Annotated in this window: 16 protein-coding genes, 1 pseudogene and 2 riboswitches; of the genes and pseudogenes, 7 read left to right on the top strand and 10 right to left on the bottom strand. The window is 67.0% G+C overall.

Annotation, left to right across the window (positions count from 1 at the left end; translation table 11 throughout):
- Positions 1–120: 120 nt before the first annotated feature.
- From K789_RS0109560 to K789_RS0109545, 4 genes are all read right to left on the bottom strand, one after another.
- Positions 121–621 carry an HNH endonuclease gene (locus tag K789_RS0109560; RefSeq protein ID WP_024366567.1) on the bottom strand — a complete coding sequence of 167 codons (501 nt, stop codon included), beginning with the start codon at positions 619–621 and terminating at the stop codon, positions 121–123.
- A 221-nt stretch (positions 622–842) separates the two neighbouring features.
- Positions 843–1589 (bottom strand): NlpC/P60 family protein, encoded by a 747-nt coding sequence (locus K789_RS0109555; RefSeq protein ID WP_024366566.1) that lies wholly within the window; start codon positions 1587–1589, stop codon positions 843–845.
- Positions 1590–1898: 309 nt separating this feature from the next.
- A riboswitch (cyclic di-AMP (ydaO/yuaA leader) is annotated at positions 1899–2082 on the bottom strand.
- 123 nt (positions 2083–2205) lie between these two features.
- On the bottom strand, positions 2206–3027 hold the full coding sequence (locus K789_RS0109550; protein ID WP_024366565.1) for a M23 family metallopeptidase: 822 nt from the start codon (positions 3025–3027) through the stop codon (positions 2206–2208).
- A gap of 4 nt (positions 3028–3031) precedes the next feature.
- Positions 3032–3242: riboswitch (cyclic di-AMP (ydaO/yuaA leader) on the bottom strand.
- Positions 3243–3391: 149 nt separating this feature from the next.
- Positions 3392–4087 carry a metal-dependent transcriptional regulator gene (locus tag K789_RS0109545; protein WP_024366564.1) on the bottom strand — a complete coding sequence of 232 codons (696 nt, stop codon included), beginning with the start codon at positions 4085–4087 and terminating at the stop codon, positions 3392–3394.
- Positions 4088–4353: 266 nt separating this feature from the next.
- Here K789_RS0109545 and serC point away from each other — a divergent pair, with 266 nt between their 5' ends.
- Positions 4354–5481, top strand: a complete 1128-nt coding sequence (gene serC, locus K789_RS0109540; protein WP_024366563.1) for a phosphoserine transaminase — start codon at positions 4354–4356, stop codon at positions 5479–5481.
- 22 nt (positions 5482–5503) lie between these two features.
- Here serC and K789_RS0109535 read toward each other — a convergent pair whose 3' ends face one another.
- Genes K789_RS0109535 through K789_RS0109525 form a run of 3 tightly spaced genes read right to left on the bottom strand, consistent with a single transcriptional unit; the run spans position 5504 to position 7908 of the window.
- Entirely contained in the window at positions 5504–6841 is a 1338-nt protein-coding gene (locus K789_RS0109535) for an MFS transporter (RefSeq protein WP_051180981.1), read from the bottom strand.
- A 44-nt stretch (positions 6842–6885) separates the two neighbouring features.
- Positions 6886–7515, bottom strand: coding sequence for a DUF3027 domain-containing protein (locus tag K789_RS24025; RefSeq protein WP_024366561.1), 630 nt, complete (start codon positions 7513–7515; stop codon positions 6886–6888).
- 9 nt (positions 7516–7524) lie between these two features.
- Positions 7525–7908 carry a cold-shock protein gene (locus tag K789_RS0109525; RefSeq protein WP_024366560.1) on the bottom strand — a complete coding sequence of 128 codons (384 nt, stop codon included), beginning with the start codon at positions 7906–7908 and terminating at the stop codon, positions 7525–7527.
- A 178-nt stretch (positions 7909–8086) separates the two neighbouring features.
- Here K789_RS0109525 and K789_RS0109520 point away from each other — a divergent pair, with 178 nt between their 5' ends.
- The 6 genes from K789_RS0109520 to K789_RS0109495 all read left to right on the top strand — a co-directional run bounded on the left by K789_RS0109520 (position 8087) and on the right by K789_RS0109495 (position 15174).
- Positions 8087–8320 carry a hypothetical protein gene (locus K789_RS0109520; protein WP_024366559.1) on the top strand — a complete coding sequence of 78 codons (234 nt, stop codon included), beginning with the start codon at positions 8087–8089 and terminating at the stop codon, positions 8318–8320.
- Positions 8321–8330: 10 nt separating this feature from the next.
- Entirely contained in the window at positions 8331–10826 is a 2496-nt protein-coding gene (locus K789_RS0109515; RefSeq protein WP_024366558.1) for a helicase-associated domain-containing protein, read from the top strand.
- Positions 10823–12469 carry a DNA repair helicase XPB gene (locus tag K789_RS0109510; RefSeq protein ID WP_024366557.1) on the top strand — a complete coding sequence of 549 codons (1647 nt, stop codon included), beginning with the start codon at positions 10823–10825 and terminating at the stop codon, positions 12467–12469. The genes K789_RS0109515 and K789_RS0109510 overlap by 4 nt, the downstream gene beginning before the upstream one ends.
- A gap of 67 nt (positions 12470–12536) precedes the next feature.
- Positions 12537–13247 (top strand): response regulator transcription factor, encoded by a 711-nt coding sequence (locus K789_RS0109505; RefSeq protein ID WP_024366556.1) that lies wholly within the window; start codon positions 12537–12539, stop codon positions 13245–13247.
- Between the two features lie 5 nt (positions 13248–13252).
- Positions 13253–14764, top strand: a complete 1512-nt coding sequence (locus K789_RS0109500) for a sensor histidine kinase (RefSeq protein WP_024366555.1) — start codon at positions 13253–13255, stop codon at positions 14762–14764.
- A 122-nt stretch (positions 14765–14886) separates the two neighbouring features.
- Positions 14887–15174, top strand: coding sequence for a WXG100 family type VII secretion target (locus K789_RS0109495; protein WP_024366554.1), 288 nt, complete (start codon positions 14887–14889; stop codon positions 15172–15174).
- Between the two features lie 27 nt (positions 15175–15201).
- Here K789_RS0109495 and K789_RS22755 read toward each other — a convergent pair.
- The 3 genes and pseudogenes from K789_RS22755 to K789_RS26160 form a co-directional block, all read right to left on the bottom strand.
- Positions 15202–16141, bottom strand: a pseudogene (locus K789_RS22755) (RNase H family protein).
- Positions 16142–16286: 145 nt separating this feature from the next.
- On the bottom strand, positions 16287–17924 hold the full coding sequence (gene groL / locus K789_RS0109485; protein WP_024366553.1) for a chaperonin GroEL: 1638 nt from the start codon (positions 17922–17924) through the stop codon (positions 16287–16289).
- A gap of 317 nt (positions 17925–18241) precedes the next feature.
- Entirely contained in the window at positions 18242–18814 is a 573-nt protein-coding gene (locus K789_RS26160; RefSeq protein ID WP_237739567.1) for a hypothetical protein, read from the bottom strand.
- Between the last annotated feature and the right edge of the window lie 28 nt (positions 18815–18842).

The following is an 18842-nucleotide window of genomic DNA, read 5'->3' as shown; positions in this document are numbered from 1 at the left end:
CGCCTCCCAGCCGGGAGGACCGGCCCCCGGAAAGAATGACAGCATCGAATTCCACCGGCCCAGCCTAGCGCGGACCGGGCCAGACGGTCAGCCATTAAGCTCAGGCAGCGGCGGGCTGTGTCAGGCCGCGGATTCCGGCAGCAGGAAAGGGTCCCAGGCCGGCGTCGGCTTCTCCAGCTCCTTGATTTGCCACGTCGTGCCCTTGGGAGGTGCCGGGCTGAAGCTGAGCTTCCATCCCATCTCCCCTGGGGTGTGGTCGCCTTTGGCGTTGTTGCATCGCAGGCAGGCAGCGACGAGGTTTTCCCAGGAATCCGCACCGCCCCTGGATTTGGGCTGGACATGATCGATGGTGTGGGCCGCTTTGCCGCAGTACGCGCAGCGGTGCCCGTCCCGTCGGAGCACTCCCCGGCGGCTCACCGCCGTCATCGTGTTGTACCGCGGCCTGATGTAGCGATTCAGGAGAATCACCGACGGCCGGCCCAGGACATCCTGCGGTCCGACGACAGGATCGTCGCCTTCCGCCACGACACTGGCCTTTCCAGTCAGCACAAGGACGAGCGCCCGGCGGAAGGTCACAACCGCCAGCGGTTCATATCCAGCATTCAGAACGAGTGTGCGCATCCGCATACCTCTTCACGGCCGCACCCGCCAGGGGCACGAGGGCCGGCTGCCCTCTGCATGGTCGGGCTATGGATCGATAAAAACAAGAGTAGACATGGACATGCCAATTCGCCGAATCTTTTTTGCCCGCCGCGACCCGTGTCGGCTGAAGTTCACGCCCCGGCAACGCAAAGGACCCCCACCGAATGGCAGGGGTCCTGTGTTTTGCTGCAGCTGCTGTCTTAGCCGCCGACGCGGATGAAGACCGGGCCGGAGCCGACGTTGACGCTCTGCAGGGAGGTGGTTCCACCGTTCCAGCCGCCGTGAACGGCCATGCCGTTGCCGACGTAGACAGCGATGTGGGCCATGCCGGCGCCGCCGTTCTGGTAGTACGCGAGGTCGCCCGGCTTTGCCTCGGCGGCGCTCACGGTGCGGCCGAGGGACAGGTAACCTGCCGGCCAGCCGTGGTAGTTGATGCCCGCAGCAGCCAGCGCGTTCGTGGCGAGTGCGGTGCAGTCCTGGCTGACGCCGATCTGGGCGTAGGCAGCGGCGGCGATCGTGGCGCCCATGCCGCTGGCAACGGCCGGGGCAGCGGTGGCGCCGACCTGGGTGCCGACGGTCTTGGCGGTGTTGGCCGTGGAAGTCTCCTGGACCTTCACGACGGGCTTCGGGGCCTCGACGACCGGAGCCGGGGAGGTGGTGACGGCCGGCTTCTCGTAGGAGATCGCGATGGTGGAAGCTGCCGAGATGGTCGCCGGGGTGGCCGACTGGACTTCGAGCGTGGAAGCCGACGTGGATTCGCGCTGGACGTTGGCCTCAGCAGCGTTGGCTGCGATACCGCTGGTCAGGACGAGGCCGGAAGCGGCAGCGATAACCGCGGCCTGGCGGCCCATGCCACCGGCGTTGTCGCCGACAGCCTTGGCAATGACGGCCAGCGAGTTGGTCTTGGTGACCTCGGCGCGGTGCCGTGCGTTTGCACGAGTAGTCATTAAGTTCTCTCTTTCGTGATCCTGGGTCCGCGCTTTTCAGGCGCAGGCTGAGGACGCTCCGGCATCTTGGGGGTACGCCGGATCGCCCCGAAATGGGTTACTTAGCGAAGGGTGTACTGCGAAGACGCGCCAAAAGCGGGAACTGCATGCAGGTGCATGGCCTGCGGGCCGGACTCAGCAGAGATTGAGACGGCGGTACGGAATCCATTCCGGGCGCCGGCAAGGGCGGCACGAAGGTTGGATTCCAGCGGGCTCGTTAGAGCCGCGCAAGCGCGGTGACGCGCAGCATTGTGGCGTGAAGACACGAAAGTAGCCTCTCCCAATGCCTGCGAGGTGAGCTGTCGGATTCGGATGGGAGTCACCCGGCCGCGCTGCTTCCTGGGAAGCTTTGCGACTTAACCCCAAGGTCTTCTTGCGAAGACCAAAATTGGTTCCCCCGCCCCTGCCAGACGATGTAATGCGAACGGACCTTGAGCGGTGGCAGAGCTAGGCAATCCACTCAAGAGCGCCAACTTCGGAAAAGTTGGCGTAGGTCAAACGGTACAACAGTTGGGGCCCAATGTCACATTCGGATCACGGCGTGTCACAAGAATGCGAGAGTGTTCCATCAGCTTTGTTAGAGCCAGCCGGTCGGGTCAACGACTTCGCCGTTGACCATGACTTCGAAGTGGAGGTGGCAGCCCGTAGAGGCGCCGGTGGTGCCGCTGAGCGCCACGGCATCGCCGCGGGAGACCTGCTGCCCTACCTTGACGCTGGACGAGGACAAGTGGTTGTAGGTGGTCTCCAGGCCGTTGCCGTGGTCAATCACCACCCGGTTTCCTCCACCGTAGGGATGCCATCCTGTGAAGGTCACGGTGCCGCTTGCGGCAGCGTGGACGGCAGTGCCGCACTGGGCCGAGTAGTCCTGACCGCGGTGGAATTCCCCGGAGCCGCCGGTAATGGGGCTGACGCGGTAGCCGAAGGGCGACGCGGTCTTCATCTGGTCCAGGGGCGCGCCGAGGCTGCCCGAGGAGGCTGCCCGGGTGATCGAGCCGACGGACTGGGCGCTCAGCAACTGCTTGAGCTTTCCGTCCGGGTCACCCTGGGTGGTGATGGCGGTGCGGTTGAAGTCGATCTTGGCTTCGGCGGCGGTGACGTCCGGCTGGACCGCGGCCGAGACGGATCCGGAGGGGGAACCCGTGTTCGTGGCCATCACGGGGCCGGTCGCGGGGACAGTGACGGTGAGGACCAGACCCGTGGCGGCCAGCGCAATGCCGGCCTTTTGCCCAACGCCGCTGGCGGCGGCAAAGTCCGTTACCTGGCGGAACGGGCTGCGGCGGCCTCTTCGTTCATCACGGTGCGCGTCACGGGGGCGGTCTGCCATGACGGCGGCGGCCGGACGCGGCTCCGGAGCGGGACCGGACGCACGACGGCGGCCCCTGGCGGTCTGGGTGGTCAAGAACGATTCCTCTCTGGAGAAGCCTGCGGAGTTAGCTGTCGGATTCGGGTCAGAGAGATCAAAGACCCGGTCCGCCGTAGCAAGCATCCAGGCGCAGGGGCATCCATGGGAGTCCCTCGGTCGAGTGTGCTTGCCGCTGACGGACTTCACCCCAAGGCTGTTTAACAGCCAAAAGTGGTTCCCCCGCCTCTGCCAGAAGGTGACTCGGCGACTGATCCGCTGGCAGAGCTCGGCTTCGGATCAGATAACGCTTTGGTATCGGTACTAGTGATCAACTATAGGCGATTAAGCCGTCCAGAGATAAATCCGTTATCGGCCTGTGCACAACTCATGGGTGGTCCCATGAGCCCTGGGATAACTCCGGTTAGCCGACGGTAACAAAGACGTGGGCCGCGACCTCGGGCGGGAGTTCCAGGGCACCTTCGATATCGGGTACCCGCACCGAGATGTACTCCCCCACACGCTCCAGCGACACCAGTGCGCCGGGGCGGATGCCGCCCTCATCGAGCTGGACCAGCAGTTCCGGTTCCACCTGGATGGGCTCGGCAAGCCGGTTGACCCTGACCGTGGAGTCGGGCCCGTAGCCGGTCATGGCTTCGAGCAGGTTCACGACGCCGTCCGCGAGGGGCTGGGACGGCAGACCGCCCAGTTCCGCGAGACCCGGAATCGGGTTGCCGTAGGGCGAGACGGTGGGGTGGTTGAGCAGTTCGAAGATCCGCCGCTCCACCCGTTCGCTCATGACGTGCTCCCAGCGGCAGGCTTCCTCGTGCACGTAGGCCCAGTCGAGCCCGATCACGTCAGCCAGCAGCCGTTCGGCAAGACGGTGCTTGCGCATGACTTCGATGGCGCGTTTCCGGCCGGTTTCCGTCAGTTCAAGGTGCCGGTCGCCGGAAACAACCACCAGTCCGTCGCGTTCCATCCTGCCGACCGTCTGGGACACAGTGGGGCCGGAGTGGCGCAGCCGCTCGGCGATGCGGGCTCGGAGGGCGACGATGTTTTCTTCTTCAAGTTCCAGAATGGTCCGAAGATACATCTCGGTTGTATCGATCAGATCCGTCATTCAGCTCAGCTCCTCGAGCGCCGTCCTTGCGTGATTCCCACCGTACCGCGTGCTGCTGGCGCCCTGGCGGGGACCGCCGTACGTTCGCAGGCCAGCTTAGCCTAATTTGAATTACTCCGGATAATCTCAATGACCGGACTGTGACGGTCCTTTTTGCCTCCGCCGCGGGGCAGTCAGGCAGAATGAAACGACGGGCTCCGCTGCAGCCACCCTGCCGGGCCACCTCCCGAGCCACACTTTGTACCAGCCGAAAAATTGGAGCCACTGTGAGCGACACCAGCATCACGATCCCCGCGAACCTCCTTCCAAAGGACGGCCGGTTCGGCGCCGGGCCGTCCAAGGTCCGCCCGGAACAGATGGAAGCACTCGCCGCGGCGTCGAATCTGCTGGGAACATCCCACCGCCAGGCGCCGGTCAAGAACCTCGTGGGGTCGGTCCGGAACGGGCTCAGCCAGTTCTTCCGTGCTCCCGAGGGCTACGAGGTCATCCTGGGCGTCGGCGGATCAACCGCATTCTGGGACATCGCCAGCTTCGGCCTGGTGGAAAACAAGGCGCAGCACTTGTCCTTTGGCGAGTTTGGCTCGAAGTTCGCTGCCGCCACCAACAAGGCACCGTTCCTTGCGGATTCCTCCATCATCAAGTCCGAGCCGGGCACCCGGCCGGTGGCCCAGGCCGAGGCCGGCGTCGACGTTTACGCCTGGCCCCAGAACGAGACGTCCACCGGCGTCGCCGCTCCGGTCCGGCGTGTGGCCGGCGCCGATGAAGGGTCGCTCATCCTGGTTGACGCCACCTCGGCTGCGGGCGGGCTGGACGTCGACGTCGTCGAAGCGGATGTCTACTACTTCGCCCCGCAGAAGAACTTTGCGTCCGACGGCGGCCTGTGGCTGGGCCTGTTCTCCCCGGCAGCGCTGGAGCGTGCGGCCCGGATCAAGGCCGGCGGCCGCTGGATCCCGGACTTCCTGGACCTCCAGACGGCGATTGACAACTCACGGCTGAACCAGACCTATAACACCCCGGCCCTGGCCACGCTGGTCACCCTTGACGCCCAGGTGCAGTGGCTCAACGCGAGCGGCGGACTGGACTTCGCCTCGGCGCGCACGTCGGATTCGGCCGGACGGATCTACCGCTGGGCCGAGGCCTCGGAGTACGCCACCCCCTTTGTGGCGAAGGCTGAGGACCGCTCCAACGTCATCGCGACGATCGACTTCGACGGTTCCATCGACGCCGCGGCGATCGCCAAGGTGCTGCGCGCCAACGGCATCGTGGACACCGAGCCGTACCGCAAGCTGGGCCGCAACCAGCTCCGGATCGCGACCTTCGTGGCGATCGAGCCGGACGATGTGTCGGCCCTGCTGGAGTGCATCGACTTCGTCGTGGGCGAGCTGAAGAAGTAGCTTCCCGAAAAACGCGCGCTGTTTAGTCAGCGTCCGGCGGCGTCGTCCGGGGGTTTGGTCCCCGGCCGGCGCCGTTGGCGTCGGGGCCGGGGCCGTCGGTGTGGGCGGACACGACGCGGAAGTGGTGGATCCCGCGGGCACGGCGGTCGAACCGGATCCGCAGTTGTTGGGCCCGGACGATCCACACCAGCCCGATCAGCGCAGCGATCAGGCCGGAAGCGGCGGCGACGCTCAGGGACCAGCGGGGACCGGCGACGTTGGCGACCCACCCTACGAACGGCGCCCCGATGGGCGTGCCGCCCATAAAGATTGCCATATAGAGCGCCATCACCCGGCCACGCATGACGGGGTCCGTCGTGGTCTGCACGTAACCGTTGGCGCTTGTCATCATCGTGATGGCGAAGAGCCCCACCGGAACCAGCGCAACGCCGAACCAGAAATAGCTGGGGGCCAGCGCGGCGATGCCGGAGGCCACACCGAAGGCTCCGGCCGCTCCGAAGATGAACCGCAGCCTGGGCTTCTTCCGGCCGGCGGACAGCAGTGCTCCGGCGACGGAGCCAATAGCCATGATGGAGTTCATGAGGCCGAACGCGCTGGCATCCAGGCCGAATTCCGTTCCGACCATGGCCGCGATAAACAGCACGAAGTTCAGTCCCAGGGTCCCCACAATGAAGACAGCGACCAGCACCACCACGATGTCCGGCCGGAACCGGACGTAGCGCAGCCCTTCCCGGATCCGGCCCTTACCGGCCGCGGCCCGGGGCAGCTGGCGCAGCGAGGAGGTGGGGATCCTCCACAGGCTCAGGAGCAGCGCCACAAAGGTCAGGGTGTTGATCAGGAAGACCCAGCCCGGGCCGACGGCAACCGTGAGGATGCCGGCCACTGCGGGTCCGATCATCCGGGCCACATTGAAGGAGGCGCTGTTGAGGGCCACCGCGTTGGGCAGGTACTCGTCGCGGACCAGTTCGGAGACGAAGGTCTGCCGCACAGGGGCATCGAGGGCGGACACGACGCCCAGCAGCAGCGCGAAACCGTAGACATGCCAGAGCTGCGCCGCCCCGGAAATCACGAGGATACCGAGGCCTGCACTCAGCACAGCCATCGCGGACTGGGTCAGGACAAGCAGTTGTTTGCGGTTGAAGCGGTCGGCAACCAGCCCGGCCACGGGGGCGAGGAAGAGCTGGGGACCGAGCTGCAGGGCCATCGTGACGCCCATGGCGCTGGCATCGTGCTCGGTGAGGTGGTCAAAGACCAGCCAGTCCTGGGCAGTGCGCTGCATCCAGGTCCCGATGTTGGAGACGACCGCCCCGATGAACCAGATCCGGTAGTTCAGGATGTGCAGGGACTTGAAGGTGGACATCATGTCCAGCCCTCACTGTGCGCCGTCCCGGATGGTTCCAACCGCTAGTCAGCCTGCGCTGCGGGCAGCCCGTCGTCCGGAGCGTCCCCGGCAGCCGCTTCGGAGTCGTCGTCAGCATCATCGTTGTCAACGTCGTCGGCGTCGTATTCGTCGCCGGCGCCGTCGGCGTTGCCGTCAGCGTCGTCGGAGTCGTCCTCCGGCGCATCGTCGGCGTAGTCTTCGGGCGCGTCGCCAGGTCCGCCTGTGTCCTCCAGGGGAGCCGCGCTGGCGGCGTCGGCGGTTTCCTCGTCGCCCTGCTCGTCGCCCGGACGGACACGCTCGGCCCACGGGATCCATTCAGGCGCCAGGATCGAGTCCTCGGAGGGCAGCAGGCCGAGCTCGTCGACTGTCACAACCTTTGACCGGGAGTTCCGGGTCAGCACGGCGTACCACTGCCAGCCGCCGTAGCCGGCCAGCTTGGACTCGAACAGGTGCGTGACCAGGCGGTCGCCTTCGCTCTTGGCCGCGAGATGCCGGCCGATCTGTTCGGCGGGGGCGATGCCTTCGAGGGCAGCGCGCGCGTCGTCGACGGCGGCGGCCAGGAAAGCATCGGGCTTGCCGGTGCGCCAGACGGGAACCCCCGCGCGTGGCGTGGTGCCGGCTTTGGTTCCCGTTTTCTTGGTTTCCGGAGTCATCGCGGGGTCCTACGCGTCCAGCTCGTCGGCAACCTTACGCAGGGCGACCGCGATCGCCTTGCCCTTGTTGCCTTCCGGGTACTTACCCGCGGACAGCGTTCCGGACAGGTTGTCCAGGACGGAGACAAGGTCCTGCACCAGCGGGGCAAGATCCTTCGCGCTGGGCCGTTTGGCCTTGGCGATGGACGGCGTCTTGTCCAGCACGCGCAGGCCCAGGGCCTGGGCGCCCTTGCGGCCGTCGGCCACGCCGAATTCAACCCGGGTGCCGGCCTTGAGCTCGGTTACACCCTCGGGCAGCGCGGACTTCGGCAGGAAGACTTCCTGGCCGTCCTCGCCCGCGAGGAATCCAAAGCCCTTTTCCTTGTCATACCACTTGACCTTGCCGGTAGGCACGTAATCAACCTTCTTCGTTCTGCTGGTGACACGGCCGGCGGTCACCGCATCCGCATGGATATGCAGGTTCAGGGTATGACTGCCCGGACCGTGTTGGTCTGTTCCCTCAAGGTTATCCTGCCCAGTCCACTTTGGCCGTTTGGGGCGCGGGACAAGCCGGACTGTTAGCGTTAGCTCCATGACTCCACTGCGTTTCCGGCGGCCACTGTTGATCGTTGCGGCTGTTGCGGCCGTGCTGTCGCTCATGGCCGTCGGCGTCGTGATGGCGATGGCCTTCAACAATTCCGTGCCGCCCGCGTGGATCACCTCCACCGCCCTCTACGGGCTTCCGGTGGCGTTCCTGCTGATGCTCCTGCTTGTGCTCGACGGCGCCGCGGCCCGGCGGCGGAGCCGAGAGCCGGACGGAAGGTAGCGTTGCACTGATGTCCCTGATTCGCGCGCTCAGCAAGGAACTGCAGGCACGCAGCGATGACTCGTTGCGGGCCTTGTTCTCCGCGCGGCCGGACCTCATTTCCCCCGGCGTGCCGGACTTCGCGGCCCTCGCGGCCCGCGCCAGCGGCCGGGTCAGCGTCCAGCGCGCCCTGGAACGGCTCAACCGCCCGCAGATGCAGGTCCTCGAAACCCTGCACCTTTGCACGAATACGGACACCGGGCACAGCGCCTCCGCCCCGATGCTGAAGAAGCTGATCAATGGCGCCACGCTAACCGCACTTGAAAAGATGCTGCACTCGCTCCAGGAACTGGCCCTCGTCCACCGGGCGGAACCCCCGCACGGCGCCGCGCCGGCCGCCGGTTCGAAGCAGCGCTACTACCTGCCCGTGGGCAGCCTCAAGGACGTGATCGGGATCTACCCGGCCGGCCTGGGGCGCAGCTACACCGAACTCGTGCGGCTCCAGCCGGCCTTCGCGCAACGCATCGTGCAGCTGGTCGGGGAACTGCACCACCACGGCGCGGCCGTCTCCCCCGCGGCCACCCCCATGGAGGCGGCACTGTCGCTGCAGCACTGGACGGCCACGCCGGAATCCCTCCGACAGATCCTGGAGACCGCCCCCGACCGCACCACGGCGCTGCTCGCACGGTTCGGGAACTGGGCCATGGGCGCCGTTCCCCAGGCGCAACGGCGCGCGTCCGTGCTGCACGAGGCAGCCGACGTCGGGCCGGTGGACTGGCTCCTCGCCCGCGGGCTGCTGGTGCCGCTGGACGCCGCCCACGTGGAGCTTCCGCACAGCGTCGGGATCTCCCTGCGCGGCGGCTTCGTCATCGAGACGTTTGCGCTGACTCCCCCGGCACCGCGGCTGGGATCCACGTCCGCCGCACTGCGCCGCAACGCCGCCCTGGGCGCGATCGCCGAGACCCTGCGGCTGGTGGGCGAACTGCTCCACATCGTCCGGGAACAACCCCTCGTCACCCTGCGCAGCGGCGGTGTGGGCGTCCGGGAACTCAAGCGCCTGGCGGACGCGCTGCGGATCGAAATGCACGACGCCGGCGTGCTCGCGGAATTGTGCGCCCTGGCAGGCCTGATCCGGCTGGACGTGGACAGTTCCGCCTGGGTCCAGCCCGCACAGCTTGAGTGGCTGACGCTTCCGCGGCAGGAACAGTGGCTCTGGCTGGTCAATGCCTGGCTCGCCAGCGAGCGGGCGCCCTCCCTCGTGGGACAGCCCGTCAACGGCCAGGCCGCGGTCCCGGCCCTCCACCGCGGCCTGGCCGGCAACACCATCAATGCGCTCTCGGCCGAAGCCCAGCGTCCGGACGCCCCCGTGGTCCGGAAACGGATCCTGGAAATCCTGGCTGAACTGACCGGGGAGGCCGCCGCGCCGGACGGGCAGGCCCCGGTGCTGGACGCCGCCGCAGTGCTGGAGCGCGCCGACTGGGCCCAGCCCCGGATGGCCCGGCGCTTCAGCTCGCTGATCCGGGGGGTCCTGGCCGAAGCGGAACTGCTGGGACTCATCGGCTCGGGTGCGCTGAGCCAGATCGGGGCGGCCATCGCCGCCGAACAGCCCGACGAGGCGATGGGAATCCTGGGCGAACACCTGCCGGCAGCCCTGAACCACGTCCTGCTGCAGGCCGACCTCACGGCGGTGGCGCCGGGCTACCTCGCACCGGACCTTACCGAAAAGCTCCTCACCATGGCCGACGCCGAGGGCCAGGGGCCCGCCACGATCTACCGTTTCTCGGCCTCCTCGGTCCGGCGCGCGCTCGACTCGGGCCAGGACGCCCAGGGCATGCTGGACTTCCTGGGCCTGCACTCGGCCACGGCCATCCCGCAGCCGCTGAAGTACCTCATCGAGGACACCGCCGCCCGTCACGCCAGGCTGCGGGTGGGGTCCGCCGCGAGCTTCATCCAAAGCGACGACGAGACGGCCCTCCTCGAACTGCTCAACACTCCCGGCGCCTCCGGACTGGGTTTGGTCCGGATCGCACCCACGGTGCTGGTCTCGCACGCCGCTCCGCGGGAAACAGCACAGCTGCTCCGGAGCCTTGGGCTGTCCCCCGCGGTGGAAGAATCCGGGGCCGGGAGCATCCGGCTGCGCCGCACCACTGCCCTGCCCGGAAGTGTCCGGCCGGTCTACAGCGCCCCGCGCACCGCGCCGCCGGAGGCCGACGTCGACGCCCAGCTGGCGGTCCTGCGCAACGAACGGACTGCCGAGGGCGGCACCGCCGGTCATCCCGCCGCGGCCCCCGGCAGCGAGGAAGCAACCCAGCTCGGGCTGGAAACCCTGCAGAAAGCGATCCGGCTCAAACAGCGCGTGGTGATGAACATCGTCGACAGCATGGGGAATGCCGTGCGTGAAACGGTTGTTCCGGTAGCTGTGAACGGCGGACGGGTGCGGGTATTCGATCCGGCGAAGGAAACCGAACGCGTATTGTCCATCCACCGGATTATTGACGTAGAAGCCGCAGAGGAATTGCTCCAGTGAACGATGGACCGCTGATCGTCCAGAGTGACAAGACCATCCTGCTCGAAGTGGACCACGAACTTGCCACCGAAGCACGCCACGCCATCGCAGCGTTCGCCGAGCTGGAACGCGCCCCCGAGCACATCCACAGCTACCGGCTCACACCGCTGGGCCTCTGGAATGCCCGGGCGGCCGGCCTGGACGCCGAGAAGGTGCTGGACACGCTCCTGAAGTATTCCCGGTTCCCCGTTCCGCATTCCCTGCTCATCGACGTCGAAGAGACCATGTCCCGGTACGGCCGGCTGCGGCTCGAAAAGGACCCCCAGCACGGCCTTGTTATGCGCACCTCCGACTATCCGGTGCTGGAGGAGGTCAGCCGCGCCAAGAAGATCGCCCCGCTGCTGGGCCCGAGGATCGACGGTGAGACCGTAGTGGTGCACTCCTCCCAGCGCGGGCAGCTCAAGCAGCTGCTGCTCAAGATCGGCTGGCCGGCCGAGGACCTGGCCGGCTACGTCGACGGCACGCCGCACCCCATCATGCTCAACGAGACCGGCTGGAAGCTCCGCCCCTACCAGCAGCTGGCGATGGAGAATTTCTGGGCCGGCGGCAGCGGCGTCGTCGTGCTCCCCTGCGGAGCCGGCAAAACGCTCGTGGGTGCCGCTGCGATGGCCACCAGCTCCACCACCACCCTGATCCTGGTCACCAACACGGTGTCCGCCCGGCAGTGGAAGGACGAGCTGCTCAAGCGGACGTCCCTCACCGAGGAGGAGATCGGCGAGTACTCCGGCTCCGTCAAGGAAGTCCGTCCCGTCACCATCGCCACGTACCAGGTCCTGACCACCAAGCGGGGCGGCCTCTACCCCCACCTGGAGCTGGTGGACGGCAACGACTGGGGGCTGATCATCTACGACGAGGTCCATCTCCTGCCCGCCCCGATCTTCCGGATGACCGCGGACCTGCAGGCGCGCCGCAGGCTCGGCCTCACCGCCACGCTGATCCGCGAGGACGGCCGGGAGGGCGAAGTCTTCAGCCTGATCGGGCCCAAACGCTACGATGCGCCGTGGAAGGACATCGAGGCGCAGGGCTACATCGCGCCGGCCGACTGCGTTGAGGTCCGGATCGACCTGCCCCGCGACGAACGTGTGGCCTATGCGATGGCCGAGGACGCGGACAAGTACCGGCTCTGCGCCACGTCCGAGTCCAAGACCCTGGTGGTGGAGCAGCTCGTGGCCGAGCATGCCGGCGAGCAGTTGCTCGTGATCGGCCAGTACATCGACCAGCTCGACGAAATCGGCGAACGCCTGCGGGCGCCGGTGATCAAGGGCGACACGTCCGTCAAGGAACGCCAGAAGCTCTTTGATGCCTTCCGCGCCGGCGACGTGCAGACTCTCGTGGTGTCCAAGGTGGCCAACTTCTCCATCGACCTGCCGGAGGCTTCGGTCGCGATCCAGGTGTCCGGATCCTTCGGCTCCCGGCAGGAAGAAGCCCAGCGCCTGGGCCGGCTGCTCCGCCCCAAGAAGGATGGCCGCGCCGCACGCTTCTACTCCCTCGTGGCCCGGGACACCCTGGACCAGGAGTTCGCGGCAAAGCGCCAGCGTTTCCTGGCCGAGCAGGGCTACGCCTACCGGATCATGGACGCCAAGGACGTCGGGACCGCAAGCTAGCGCGCGCCCATTCAACACACATCCGGCATTCAGAAAACTCCCAGATTCTGGGAGCATCATGGGAACCATGAAAAAGACCGGACCAGAAGCCAAGCTGCTCGTCGTCGACGATGAACCGAACATCCGCGAGCTGCTGTCCACCTCGCTGCGTTTTGCCGGCTTTGAAGTCGTCTCGGCGTCCAACGGGCGGGAAGCCCTGGCGGCGGCGGATCTCCACTCCCCCGATCTGGCCGTCCTGGACGTGATGCTGCCCGACATGGACGGCTTCACCGTCACCCGCCGGCTGCGCGCCGCAGGCAAACACTTCCCCGTCCTCTTCCTGACCGCCAAGGATGACACCGAAGACAAGGTCATGGGCCTGACCGTGGGCGGCGACGACTACGTCACCAAGCCGTTCAGCCTCGACGAGGTCGTGGCACGCATCCGCGCCGTGCTGCGCCGCACGCAGCCCCTGCAGGATGACGACGCAGTCATCCGCGTCGACGACCTCGAACTCGACGACGACGCCCACGAGGTCCGCCGCGGCGGCACTGTCATCGAGCTGTCCCCGACCGAATTCAAGCTCCTGCGCTACCTCATGCTGAATCCCAACCGAGTGCTGTCCAAGGCCCAGATCCTGGACCACGTCTGGGAATACGACTTCAACGGAGACGCCTCGATCGTGGAGTCCTACATCTCCTACCTGCGCCGCAAGGTGGATATCGATCCCGACGCCCCGGCCCTCATCCAGACCAAACGGGGCGTGGGCTACGTGCTGCGGACGGCCGAGAAGCGCTGACCTTGTTGCTCCACCGTTGGAAGTCGGCGTCGCTGAGGTCGCAGCTTGTCGCGATCATGACCGCACTGATGCTCGTGGCCCTCGCCGCCACCGGCGCCGGGACCCTGACCCTGCTGCACAGCTATCTGCAGGGGCAGGTCGACGACAAGCTCCGGGCCGCCGTGGCCTCGGTGCGGCAGCAGCAGTCCTTCAGCCAGTTGCAGGACCAGAACCAGAGCATCCCCACCGACTACTCGCTGATGCTCTTCGCGCCGGGACAGCCGCCGCTGCCGTTCGGCGGCAACAAGGAAGTCCACCCGGACATCGCCGGCATCAGCGCCGCGGACGCCGCGGAACGCGAGCAGACGCCGTTCCAGGTCCGCGGCACGGACGGACACAACTGGCGGGTGGTCGCGCTCAACGTCGTCGACAGCAACGAGCGCAGCTCCGTGGTGGTGATCGGGCTACCCCTGTGGCCGGTCGATTCCGTGATGGAACATGCGGTCCTGGTGGTGGTCGGCGTCGGGCTGCTGACCCTTGTCCTGGCGTTCTTCATCGCCACCTGGAGCATCTCCCGGTCCTTCCGGCCGCTCGCCCGGGTCGAGAAGACCGCCGCGGCCATTGCCGCCGGTGATCTCTCCCGGCGCGTCGAAATTGAAAACCCCAACACCGAGGTGGGCCGGCTGGGCAGCTCCCTCAATGCCATGCTCGCCCACATCGAGACGGCCTTCGCGGCAAGGATGGCCTCCGAGGCGCGGATGCGCCGCTTCGCCGCCGATGCCTCCCACGAACTGCGCACCCCGCTCGTGACGATCCGCGGCTTCTCCGAGCTGTACCGGCACGGCGCCCTGTCCACCCCGGAGGACGTGGCCACCGCCATGGGGCGGATCGAAAGCGAAGCCAAGCGGATGGGAACCATGGTCGAGGACCTGTTGCTGCTGGCCAGGATCGATGAGCAGCGGCCGCTGCAGCAGAAGCCGGCCGATCTGCTGCTGGTGGCCAACGACGCCGTGGTGGACACCCAGGCGAGTGACCGCGGCCGGGTCATTTCACTGGCCGGGCTCGACGGCGGTCCGCCCGGGCCGGCGCCGGTCCTCGGCGACGAGGCCAAGCTGCGGCAAGTCGTGGGCAATCTCGTGGGCAACGCCCTGCGCTACACCCCCGAGGGCACGCCGATCGAACTGGCCGTCGGCGTCCGGGCCGGCGCCGACGGCACCCGCCAGTCCGTCATCGAGGTCCGCGACCACGGCCCCGGTGTCCCGGACGAGGAAGCCGCGCGGATCTTCGAGCGGTTCTACCGCGCAGACACCTCCCGCACCCGGGAGACCGGCGGCAGCGGGCTGGGACTGGCGATCGTCGCGGCCATCGTCGGCTCGCATTCGGGCACCGTCAGGGTCTCGAAGACCAACGGCGGCGGGGCCACGCTGGTGGTCAGCCTGCCGTACCTGGAGGAGGCCACGGACGATCCGGGTGCCGCTGCAGGCACCAGCGCGGGCGCGTCCTCCGGTGCCGGTTCCGGTGACGTTTCCGCGAACTAGCCTGTCCGCGATCCCTGCGGCCTTTTCCACATACCGCGACCGCCGGCTCGCCGGGGCACGGCGGCCTGCCTAGGCTCGCAGTGACCGGAAAGTCCGGATCAGCCACCCTAGAGAGGCCATCCATGAGCATCATCTCCGTCGACACCGAACTCCTGCAGCTCAAGTCGGCAACCGTGAAGGCCACTGTCGACCGGATCAGCGCCGACGTGCAGGCCATGAAACGCGGGCTCGACGATCTGCAGGCCACGTGGCACGGCTCGGCGGCCACCAGCTTCCACGCCCTGGTGGCCGAGTGGACCCTGACCCAGGGCAAAGTCGAGGCGTCCCTGGCGTCGATCAACCTGGCGCTGAACTCCGCAGCGGCGAGCTACGCCCAGGCCGAACTGAACAACACCCAGCGTTTCAGCTGAACGGCCGCCCGTCCGCCGGAGAAGGGCTCAGGCTTCGGGGGTGCCCTGGTGGAAGCGGAGCCGCCATTGCGCGCCGTCGTGGACCCACAGGGAGCTGCGCAGGGCAGTTCCCGACCGGGAGTGGCTGCGGTAGGTCAGGAGCACGGTCTGCTCCCCCAGCCTGTCGGCGCCGAGCACCTCCAACTCTGCGGGGCCACCGGGCTGCTCCTCCAGGGACATCATCACGGCGTCCCGGGTCCACATCCGGCCCGAGCTGCCGATTTCGGTGAAATCCGGGTGCAGCAGCACACCGGTACGGCCGATGTCGGCACGCGTTTCCGGCCGGAGGAGTTCACGCTCGAGCGCCTCGACGATGGCTTCCGGGCTCGCGTCGGTGCCCGGGGCGGGCGTGGTGTCCTCGTCGAACTCGCTGAAGAGGTCCGGCTCGTCGAAGAGTGAAGGCTCGGCGAACAGCTGCTGCTGACCGGCCGGCGCGGCCGCAGGTGCTGCCGGGGCCGGGGCCCCGGCTCCGAACCCGGGACCCTGGCGCACGGCGACGCCCTGCTGGTAGGCCGTGGCGGCNCCTGGCGCGGTCATCCGCTGCCTCGTTGAGGTCATGCCCGGCGTGGCCGCGCACCCATTCGAATCTGTACTTGCGGCCGACCAGCGCCTGGTCGATTTCTTTGAGCAGCTCGACGTTCATCACGGGCTTGCCGTCAGACTTGCGCCAGCCCTTGCGCTTCCAGCCCGGCATCCATTTGGTGACGGAGTTGATGACGTACTGGCTGTCGCAGAGGATGTGCAGATCCTCACCCGGCAGGTGGGCGGTGGACCGGAAGAGGTCCAGCACGGCCATAAGCTCGCCCATGTTGTTGGTGCCGTGCGGCCATCCGCCGGCCCGCCAGCAGTCGTCGTCCACGTACCAGGCCCATCCGGCCGGGCCGGGATTTCCTAAAGCCGAACCGTCGGCTGCTGCTGTAATTGTCACTGCACCATCCTGCCAGACCGTTGCCGCCATCGATGTCCCCGCCGGCGGTGAGGCTGGATTAACGCCGACGGCGGCCCCACCCGAAGGAGGGACCGCCGTCGTTGAACTGGACGTTCAGGGCTGATGTGCCCCGGAAGCCGGGTGGTTAGAAACCGCCCATGCCTCCCATGCCGCCCATGTCGTCGCCGCCGCCCATGGCCGGGGAGTTCTTCTCCGGCTTGTCGGCCACGACGGCCTCGGTGGTGAGGAACAGGCCGGCAATGGAAGCCGCGTTCTGCAGGGCAGAGCGGGTGACCTTGACCGGGTCGTTGATACCGGCAGCCAGCAGGTCGACGTACTCGCCGGTGGCTGCGTTCAGGCCGTGGCCTGCGGGCAGGCCGCGGACCTTGTCGACCACAACGCCGGGCTCGAGGCCGGCGTTGAAGGCGATCTGCTTCAGCGGGGCGTCGATGGCAACGCGGACGATGTTCGCACCGGTTGCCTCGTCACCTGTCAGGTTCAGGTTGGCGAATGCCTTGGCACCGGCCTGGATCAGGGCGACGCCACCGCCGGCGACGATGCCCTCTTCAACAGCAGCCTTCGCGTTGCGGACAGCGTCCTCAATGCGGTGCTTGCGTTCCTTGAGCTCAACTTCGGTTGCGGCACCGGCCTTGATGACTGCAACGCCGCCGGCCAGCTTGGCCAGGCGCTCCTGGAGCTTCTCGCGGTCGTAATCCGAATCGGAGTTCTCGATCTCGGCACGGATCTGGGAAACGCGGCCAGCGATCTGGTCAGCGTCGCCTGCACCTTCGACGATGGTGGTCTCGTCCTTGGTCACAACGACCTTGCGGGCGCGGCCCAGGAGTTCGAGGCCAGCGGTCTCAAGCTTGAGGCCGACTTCCTCGGAGATGACCTGGCCACCGGTGAGGATGGCGATGTCGGCCAGCTGCGCCTTGCGGCGGTCGCCGAAGCCCGGAGCCTTGACGGCGACGGACTTGAAGGTGCCACGGATCTTGTTGACGATCAGGGTGGCCAGGGCCTCGCCCTCGATGTCTTCGGCAATGATCAGCAGCGGCTTGGAGGACTGCATGACCTTTTCGAGGACAGCAACCAGTTCCTTGACGTTGGAGATCTTGGAGTTGACGATCAGGATGTACGGATCCTCAAGGACCGTTTCCTGGCGCTCAGCGTCCGTGACGAAGTAGGCGGAGATGTAGCCCTTGTCGAAGCGCATGCCTTCGGTGAGCTCCAGCTCGAGGCCGAACGTGTTCGACTCCTCGACGGTGATGACGCCTTCCTTGCCGACCTTATCCAGGGCCTCGGCAATCAGGGCACCAATCTCGTTGTCACCGGCAGAGATGGACGCGGTGGCGGCAATCTCTTCCTTGGTTTCGATTTCCTTGGCGGAGGCCAGGAGCTCGCGGGTGACAGCTTCGACAGCCTTCTCGATGCCGCGCTTGAGGGACAGGGGATCAGCGCCGGCCGCGACGTTGCGCAGGCCTTCCTTGACCAGGGCCTGAGCCAGCACGGTGGCGGTGGTGGTTCCGTCGCCAGCGACGTCATCCGTCTTCTTGGCAACTTCCTTGACCAGCTCGGCGCCGATCTTTTCGTAAGGATCGTCCAGCTCGATCTCCTTGGCGATGGAAACACCATCGTTGGTGATCGTGGGGGCGCCCCACTTCTTTTCGAGGACGACGTTGCGTCCACGCGGGCCGAGGGTGACTTTGACGGCGTCGGCGAGGATGTTCAGGCCCCGCTCAAGACCGCGGCGTGCCTCTTCATCAAATGCAATGATCTTGGCCATAACGGCAGTAGTCCTTTCGGGACAGTCGTTAAGAATGAACCTTAGCTGCGGTGCCCGCGACGGACGATCCTTGCCCGGCGGCCTCTGTATGCCGCTGGGCCAGGGATCTCACCCCAGCCAGGTGTTTCTTTCGCTCCAGGATCGGCTGCTGCAACTTCGCGGCCGGGCGAACCGGGCGTCGTTTTAGCAGTCAATACGCGGGAGTGCTAACTCAATAATTAGCACTCCCCCGGGGAGAGTGCAAGCAGTGGGCGTGCCGGAAGGCCGGTATCGGCCAGCTGGCGCCGCTCGGGAACGACTCAATACGCTACGGGCGATTAACTCCCGCTGCTGCTGGCTGTTTCGCTGCCGGTCATGGTCGCCATGTTGTCCGCCCCGTAGGTGTAGACGACGTAGTTTGCGGAGCTGACGTCCCCGTGTGCATCGAAGCCGATCCGCCCGGATTCCCCGTCGTAGTCGGGGCGCTTGCCGGCCCGGAGAAGGTCGAGGCACTCCTGGTAGCTCTTGCACACCGCGGTTTCGCCGGAGGGCGCGTCGCCGGAGGCCTGGGCCTTGCCGCCCGAGACGGCGATCAGGCCGGCCGCAATGGAGGCTCCGGCGTCGTCCTGCGCGGCGGCGGCCGCGACGGCGGCGAGGTTCACGGCGTCGTAGGTCTCCGCGGCGAAGGTCATGTCCTGCAGCTGCGGATCCACGGACACCAGTTCGGCCTGGAAGTGTGCGGAGGCAAAGGTCCCCGGAAGGATCCCGCGCGTACCGTCGAGGGCACTGGAGCCCAGCCCTGAACCGTACTGGCTGACCGCCCCGTCGCTGAGAATGAGCTTCTTCCCGGCAACCCCGGCGTTGTTCAGCTCGGCGATGGCGCCGTGGGCTCCTGCGCGGGAGACCAGCACGACGGCGTCGGGAGCCGCGGCTTCTGCG

It is taken from the genome of Arthrobacter sp. TB 26, from assembly GCF_000427315.1.
GTDB lineage: Bacteria > Actinomycetota > Actinomycetes > Actinomycetales > Micrococcaceae > Arthrobacter.
This window is presented reverse-complemented; position numbering and strand designations above follow the sequence as displayed.

What these genes read in the sequence shown, in the direction of transcription:
- K789_RS0109560 (WP_024366567.1), bottom strand. Translation starts at nt 621, where the DNA reads ATGCGCACACTCGTTCTGAATGCTGGATATGAACCGCTGGCGGTTGTG.
- K789_RS0109555 (WP_024366566.1), bottom strand. Translation starts at nt 1,589, where the DNA reads ATGACTACTCGTGCAAACGCACGGCACCGCGCCGAGGTCACCAAGACC.
- K789_RS0109545 (WP_024366564.1), bottom strand. Translation starts at nt 4,087, where the DNA reads ATGACGGATCTGATCGATACAACCGAGATGTATCTTCGGACCATTCTG.
- K789_RS0109535 (WP_051180981.1), bottom strand. Translation starts at nt 6,841, where the DNA reads ATGTCCACCTTCAAGTCCCTGCACATCCTGAACTACCGGATCTGGTTC.
- K789_RS24025 (WP_024366561.1), bottom strand. Translation starts at nt 7,515, where the DNA reads ATGACTCCGGAAACCAAGAAAACGGGAACCAAAGCCGGCACCACGCCA.
- K789_RS0109520 (WP_024366559.1), top strand. Translation starts at nt 8,087, where the DNA reads ATGACTCCACTGCGTTTCCGGCGGCCACTGTTGATCGTTGCGGCTGTT.
- K789_RS0109515 (WP_024366558.1), top strand. Translation starts at nt 8,331, where the DNA reads ATGTCCCTGATTCGCGCGCTCAGCAAGGAACTGCAGGCACGCAGCGAT.
- K789_RS0109505 (WP_024366556.1), top strand. Translation starts at nt 12,537, where the DNA reads ATGAAAAAGACCGGACCAGAAGCCAAGCTGCTCGTCGTCGACGATGAA.
- K789_RS0109495 (WP_024366554.1), top strand. Translation starts at nt 14,887, where the DNA reads ATGAGCATCATCTCCGTCGACACCGAACTCCTGCAGCTCAAGTCGGCA.
- groL (WP_024366553.1), bottom strand. Translation starts at nt 17,924, where the DNA reads ATGGCCAAGATCATTGCATTTGATGAAGAGGCACGCCGCGGTCTTGAG.